This is a genomic window from Mycobacterium celatum (genome assembly GCF_002101595.1).
GTDB classification, from domain to species: domain Bacteria; phylum Actinomycetota; class Actinomycetes; order Mycobacteriales; family Mycobacteriaceae; genus Mycobacterium; species Mycobacterium celatum.
In genome coordinates, this window is record NZ_LQOM01000031.1 from 239,669 (window position 1) to 246,119 (window position 6,451).

At 68.0% G+C, this 6,451-nt stretch carries 6 protein-coding genes and 1 pseudogene; 2 read left to right on the forward strand and 5 right to left on the reverse strand.

Annotation, left to right across the window (positions count from 1 at the left end; translation table 11 throughout):
- Position 1 precedes the first annotated feature (1 nt).
- The 4 genes from kdpA to AWB95_RS14600 form a co-directional block, all read right to left on the reverse strand.
- A complete protein-coding gene (gene kdpA / locus AWB95_RS14585) occupies positions 2-1,648 on the reverse strand; it encodes a potassium-transporting ATPase subunit KdpA (protein WP_062539599.1) in 1,647 nt (548 codons plus the stop codon).
- A complete protein-coding gene (kdpF, locus tag AWB95_RS23785) occupies positions 1,648-1,737 on the reverse strand; it encodes a K(+)-transporting ATPase subunit F (protein ID WP_084707058.1) in 90 nt (29 codons plus the stop codon). The genes kdpA and kdpF overlap by 1 nt, the downstream gene beginning before the upstream one ends.
- 267 nt (positions 1,738-2,004) lie before the next feature.
- Entirely contained in the window at positions 2,005-3,492 is a 1,488-nt protein-coding gene (locus AWB95_RS14595; protein WP_062539597.1) for a sensor histidine kinase, read from the reverse strand.
- Positions 3,489-4,274: a response regulator transcription factor gene (locus AWB95_RS14600; RefSeq protein ID WP_062539596.1), complete on the reverse strand. Its 786-nt coding sequence runs from the start codon at positions 4,272-4,274 to the stop codon at positions 3,489-3,491. Before AWB95_RS14600 ends, AWB95_RS14595 begins: the two co-directional genes overlap by 4 nt.
- A 334-nt stretch (positions 4,275-4,608) precedes the next feature.
- Between AWB95_RS14600 and AWB95_RS14605 the strand changes: the two genes are divergently transcribed.
- Together AWB95_RS14605 and AWB95_RS14610 are read left to right on the forward strand one after the other, a co-directional pair.
- Complete coding sequence (locus AWB95_RS14605; RefSeq protein ID WP_085168347.1) at positions 4,609-4,914, forward strand: PE family protein; 306 nt, start codon at positions 4,609-4,611, stop codon at positions 4,912-4,914.
- 32 nt (positions 4,915-4,946) lie between these two features.
- Positions 4,947-6,308: a PPE family protein gene (locus AWB95_RS14610; protein WP_085168348.1), complete on the forward strand. Its 1,362-nt coding sequence runs from the start codon at positions 4,947-4,949 to the stop codon at positions 6,306-6,308.
- Positions 6,309-6,368: 60 nt separating this feature from the next.
- Here AWB95_RS14610 and AWB95_RS14615 read toward each other — a convergent pair.
- Positions 6,369-6,451 (reverse strand): annotated as a pseudogene (locus AWB95_RS14615) (type VII secretion protein EsxI); the annotation flags it as partial.

The window sequence follows — 6,451 nt, forward strand, 5'->3', positions numbered from 1 at the left end:
GTCAACCAATCCCTTCCGCGAGTGGCCCGAGCGCCAGCGCCGGAAGGAAAGTGAGGGCAACCAGGATGACGGTCACCCCGACGACCAGGCCGACGAACTGCGGCCCGTGGGTGGGCAGCGTGCCGACGGATTCCGGCGTCATACCCTGGCGGGCCAGCGAACCAGCCAGCGCGAGCACCAGGATGATCGGCAGGAAGCGGCCGACGAGCATGGCCAGGCCCAAAGCGGTGTTGTACCACGTCGTGTCGGCGGCCAGGCCGGCGAACGCGGAGCCGTTGTTGTTGGCCGCGGAAGTGAACGCATACAGCACTTCCGATAAGCCATGCGGTCCGCTGTTGGACATCGCTGCGCGCTCACCCGGCAGCGCCATCGCCGTCGCCGTCCCGAGCAGCACGATCAGCGGCGTAACCAGGAAATAGCTTGCAGCGAGCTTGATTTCACGCGGGGTGATCTTCTTGCCAAGATATTCGGGAGTGCGCCCGACCATCAGGCCGGCGACGAAGACCGTGATCACCGCGAGAATGAGCATCCCGTACAGACCCGAGCCGACACCGCCGGGCGCGACCTCACCCAACTGCATGTTGAACAACGGCAGCATGCCGCCCAGGCCGGTGTAGGAGTCGTGCATGGAATCGACTGCGCCCGTGGACGTCAGCGTGGTCATGCCGGCGAACACGGCCGAGTTCGCCACCCCGAAACGCTGTTCGACACCTTCGGTCGCAGCGCCTACCGCGGTGGGGACGGTGCCGTGGTGCCCCAGTTGCACAAGCGTCAGCACGCTGACACTGGCCGCGGCGATGACGCCCATGACCGCGACGATCGCGTAGCCCTGTTTGGTGCTGCCCACCAGGCGACCGAAGGTACGGGGCAGCGAGAAGCTGATCACCGACAGCAGAAAGACCTCGATCCAGTTCGTCCACGCCGTCGGGTTTTCGAACGGATGCGCGGAGTTGGCGTTGTAGAAGCCGCCGCCGTTGGTGCCGAGTTCCTTGATGACTTCCTGGCTGGCCACCGGGCCGCCGGTGATGGTCTGGCGCGACCCTGTGAGTGTGGTGACCACCTGGTCGTGCAGGTGGAAGTTCTGCACGACGCCGCCGGCGACCAGCACAACTGCGCCGATGACGGCGATCGGCAACAGGATCCGCAGCGTGCCGCGCACCAGATCCACCCAGAAGTTGCCCAGTTCACCGGTGTGCCGGCGAACGAATCCGCGGACGAATGCGACGGCGACCGCCATGCCGACCGCGGCGGACACGAAGTTCTGCATCGCCAGACCGGCCATCTGCACCAGATGGCCTTGCGTCGACTCGCCGGAATAGGCCTGCCAGTTGGTGTTGGTGACGAAACTGACCGCGGTGTTCCACGCCAGCGCCGCAGTCATCGGGGTGGCCGGATCATGCAGATGCAGCGGCAGCTTGCCCTGCACGAGCTGCAGGACGAACAGGAACACCACGCCGACGGCGGAGAACGCCAGCACGCTGCGGGCATAGGCGACCCAGGTCTGCTCGGCAGCAGGGTCGGCGCCGATCAGCCGGTAGATGAACCGCTCTGCGCGCCAATGCCGTTCGGCGCTGTACACCCGGTACATGTAGTCGCCCAGCGGCACGTGGACAAGCACCAGCGCCGCCACCAGGAGTACGGCGAACACTAGAACCGGTCCGGAAACAGCAGGGCCGCAACGAGGAACACCGCCATTGCGGTGGCGAGCACCAGGCCGACGGCGTTGGCGAGGTTCACAGCTGCTCCACTAACTTGAGCACCACGCCGAGCAGCGCGAAGACCGCGCCCGTCAACAGCAGATAGACCACCACAGACACATCGACTCCGTTCGCGCAGCATCGACTCGCCCTCGGCGACCAGGACTGCAACGACGCTATGCCCGCACCACTGTCGGCGACGGTGCCGTTGACGGTTTCTTTACGGCTTGGGCGGCGACCTTTACGGCGAACAGACGCAGAATCGCACCACGCGGGCGCCCCGCGTGCGATTCTGCGTCTGCTCGCGCTAGCGGATCAGTGGTAGGCGAACCCGGAACACCGTTTGGCCGTCGGCGGATTCGGTGGTGACCGAGCCGTGGTGCGCCTTGACGATCGAGGCAACGATCGGCAAGCCCAATCCGTTGCCGGATCCGTTGGATCGCGCCGTGTCACCGCGCACGAATCGCTCGAACAGATGCGGCAGCAGATCCGGCTCGATGTCGGGACCGTCGTCGGCGACGGTCAGCTCCGCGTAGGGCCCGTCCTCGCCGGCCGGGTGGCGCGAGATCGCGGTCGTCACCGTCACTCCGGGCGGGGTATGCACGTGGGCGTTGTTCAGCAGGTTGCTGACCGCCTGGTGCAGCCGGTCGCGGTCGCCGCGCACCCACACCGGGTCCTCCGGCAGGTGGTTGACCCAATTGTGGGTCGGCGCCGCCACAGCCGCGTCGTTGACCGCGTTGATGACCACATCGGCCAAATCGACGTCCTCGGTGTCGAGATCCTCGCCTTCACCCAGCCGGGACAGCAGCAGCAACTCGTCGACAAGCGAGGTCATCCGCAGCGCCTCGGACTCGATGCGGGCCAGCGCGTACTCCGTCGTCGGCGGCAGCGCCGAGCTGTCCTGACGGGTGAGCTCGGCGTAGCCCTGAATCGCGGCCAGCGGGGTGCGCAGTTCGTGGCTGGCGTCGGTGAGGAATTGCCGCATCCGGCGGTCGGATTCGGCGCGGTGGGCAAGCGCGCTGTCGACGTTGTCCAGCAGCCGATTCAATGTGTGCCCGACGATGCCGACCTCGTTGTCGGGATCGGTGTCGTCGGGCTTCACCCGGGTGGTGATCCGGTGCTCGTCGCCGATCAGCGGCATGGCGGCGACCTCCGCGGCGGTGGCCGCGACGCGGCGAAGCGGGCGCAGCGCGTAGCCGACCACCGTAATCGTGAGCGCCGCGGTCAGCAGCAGCGCGGCCACCAAAAGCGCTGTGGCGGTGACTGTTCGGCGAGCGATGGTCCGATTCGCGAGCTTCAGCGAAACTCCGACCAGCAAGCGGTCACCTCCGGCGGCTCGGCTGTCCACCCGGTAGGAACCCAGGCTGCCCAGCACTTCGGTGCGCGGCGGGCCATCGGTCCAGGACCGCGTTTGGATGGCCCGGACTACGTCGGGGGGAGCGTGTTGCGCCTCGTCCTCTGAGAAGACTGCCGAGCCCACCACCACCCCGTCGTGCAGCACCGCGATGAGGTTGCCCGGCGTCTGCCCGGTGAACTCCAGCATCGCCTGCCCGATCGGTGAGGCGCTGTGCGAACTTTCGCCGCTGCGATAGCGGGTATACGAATGCTCCAGCGCCTGTAGGGATTCGGCGACTTCGGCGTCGTTCATCGTCGTGACATACGCGCGCAGGCTCAGCACCGACACGACGTCGACCGCCACCAGGACCACGCACACGACCGCGCAGACACCCAGCACCAACTGCCGGCGCAGGGTTCGCGGCCACCACCACCGCGCGGCTCGGCGGCGCGGGGTCATTCTGGCGGTCGCAGCATGTATCCGACGCCTCGCACGGTGTGGATCATCGGGTCACGGCCCGCGTCGATCTTCTTGCGCAGATAAGAGATGTAGAGATCGACGATGCTGGTGCGCCCCGCGAAGTCGTAGTTCCAGACCCGGTCGAGTATTTCGGTCCGGGTCAGCGCCCGGCGCGGGTTGCGCATCAGGAAGCGCAGCAGCTCGAACTCGGTCGACGTCAGCGACAGGGTTGTCCCGCCGCGGGTGACTTCACGGCTGGCGCCGTCCAGGGTGAGGTCGCCGACCCGAAGCTCCTCCTCGGCGGGGGGAGCCAGGTGATTGGAGCGGCGAAGCAGCCCCCGCAGTCGGGCCACCAGCTCCTCGAGGCTGAACGGTTTGGTCATGTAGTCGTCGGCGCCGGCGGTCAAGCCGGTCACCCGGTCCATCACCGAGTCGCGGGCGGTGAGAAACAGCGTCGGGGTGTACGCGTCCGATTCACGCACCCGCTGCAGAATCTGCAGCCCGTCCATGTCGGGCAGCATGATGTCGAGTACCAGCACGTCGGGGCCGACCTTGTCGAACTTGGCGACGGCCTCCCGGCCGTTGTGTGCGACGTCGACAATCCAGCCTTCATAGTGCAACGCCATCTTGACCAGGTTGGTCAAAGCCGGCTCGTCGTCGACCAGCAAAACCCGGATGGGTGAGCCGTCGGCCCGGTTGATCCGGGGCAGCTGCCCGAGGATGGCCTGGCGTGGCCGCTGTTCGCGCGCGTAACCCGACCCGTAACCCGACACAGCCGTCATATTCCTACATTCTCCCGGGCACACATCGCTCTGTCACGGAGTTCATATCGTTCTCAAATGTTGCGGACATCGCCCGAGGTGCCGCCGACTCAATCAGATATGCGTTTTCTATGTATCTCATCAGCCTGCTTGAGATGGCTTCTGCCCGAAAAATATTGTGGTGCTTAGCCGTTGGTCAGCGGCGCCGCAATATGAAGGGCGCACGTCCGAATTCCCTTGTACCGAAACATCTGTGCCGTCATAGCCGGTGTTCGCGCCGACGGCAGCGGCATTGACGAATGGCGGAGGATCAGGCGGCGGCGCGGTTGCGGTTAGAGGAACTTAGGAGAAGCCAATGACTTTCGCAGCATTTGTCACCACGCATCCGGAGTTGCTGAGCGCAGCGGCCGACGACCTGACCGGCATCGGCTCGGCGATGGCCGCCGGTAACGCGGCCGCCGCGGGACCGACCGGCGGCGTCGTCCCAGCGGCCGCCGACGCAGTGTCGGCCTTGACCGCGGCGCAGTTCGCCGCGCAGGCCGGCAGGTACCAGGCGATCGGCGCGCACGCGCTGGCGGTTCACCAACAGTTCGTCAGCACGCTGGCGGCCAGCGCCGGTTCGTATGCGGCCACCGAGGCCGCCAATGCGGCCCGTATCTGAGTGAGCCAGCTAACACCCGAAAGGCATTCGCGATGGATTTTGGAGCCCTACCACCGGAAATCAACTCAGCACGCATGTATACCGGCGCGGGCCCCGGGCCGATGCTGGCGGCCGCGGCGGGCTGGGACGGGCTCGCAAGCGAACTGCACGCCACGGCGACGTCGTACCAATCCGTGGTCACCGGGCTAACCACCGGGCCGTGGCAGGGCCCGGCATCGGCGGCGATGAGCGCGGCGGCCGCACCGTACGTGGCCTGGCTGAGCGCGACCGCGGCGCAGTGCGAGCAGGTGGCCAACCAGGCCAGGGCAGCGGTGAGCGCCTATGAGGCCGCGTTCGCGATGACCGTGCCGCCCCCGGTGATCGCCGCCAACCGCGCGCAGCTGATGGCCTTGGTAGCCACCAATTTCCTGGGCCAGAACACCCCGGCGATCATGGCCACCGAGGCGCACTACGGCGAGATGTGGGCCCAGGATGCCGCGGCGATGTACGGCTATGCCGCCGGTTCGGCGGCCGCCTCCACGCTGGCCCCGTTCAGTCCGCCGCCGCAGAACACCAACCCGGCCGGGCTGGCCGGTCAGTCGGCCGCGGTGGCCCAGTCCGCCGGCAGCTCGGCGGGCACCCACGCCCAGACCATGACGTCGTCGCTGTCGGCGGTGCCGCAGACGTTGCAGAGCCTGGCGTCGCCCGCCGGGTCGGGGTCCGGCATGTCGCAGATGGTGATGGGCACCGGGACGTCAGCGGCGACGTCGGCGGCCTCTGCCCCGGCAAGCGCCCTCACGGCCCTGACAGGCGCGTCGGGCAAGGGCGCCATCAAGGGGGCCAGCAAGACCGCCGACGTCGGCGGCGGCGCACTGTCCGGGCTGGCCGGCGCGTTCGGCGGCACCGAATCGCTGGGTCTGATCGAAGACACCGTGGGCCTGGAAATGGATGGCGTCGGCCTGGTCGGCCTGGACGGCGGCGGCGTCGGCCTGGACCTGATCGGCGTAGGCCTGGATTTCCTGGGCGCCGACGAACTGACCGAGTCCGGCGGACTGGGGCCGCTGGGCGGCCTCGGTGGCCTGGCGCCGCTGGGGGCGGGGCTGGGCAGCGCCGGGCACCTGGGCGGGTTGGGCGGTGCCGGCGCCTCGGCCAGCCTCGGCCAGGCCGCGTCGCTCGGCGGGCTCTCCGTGCCGCAGAGCTGGGCCAACCTCGGGCAACTGGGATCGATCGGCCCGGCCAGCGCGATGCCGTTGCCCGGCGCCAACCTCGGTGCCGCTCCGGCCGTGTCGACAACCGGTGCGTCGGGGATGCCCAAGGTCACCTTCCCGAGCGTGACCGGGCGTGAAGCCGACGGGGCAGTGAGGTCGATCGGGTTGCGGTCCAGCGTGTTGCCGCACTCGCCCATGGCCGGCTAGCCGCGAACGTGGTGTGGCCCGCACACCGGGGGGTGTGCGGGCCACTGGTGGGTTGGGGGGTTAGGCCCAGCTGGAGCCGACGGCGGAGTCGGTGCTGGCCATGTTGGATCCGGCGGTTTGGACTTTTTGGCCGTGGGCGTTGG

Bases quoted from the DNA above. Each gene is read 5' to 3' on its own strand.
- AWB95_RS14595 (WP_062539597.1), bottom strand. From the start codon at position 3,492: ATGACCCCGCGCCGCCGAGCCGCGCGGTGGTGGTGGCCGCGAACCCTG.
- AWB95_RS14600 (WP_062539596.1), bottom strand. From the start codon at position 4,274: ATGACGGCTGTGTCGGGTTACGGGTCGGGTTACGCGCGCGAACAGCGG.
- AWB95_RS14605 (WP_085168347.1), top strand. From the start codon at position 4,609: ATGACTTTCGCAGCATTTGTCACCACGCATCCGGAGTTGCTGAGCGCA.
- AWB95_RS14610 (WP_085168348.1), top strand. From the start codon at position 4,947: ATGGATTTTGGAGCCCTACCACCGGAAATCAACTCAGCACGCATGTAT.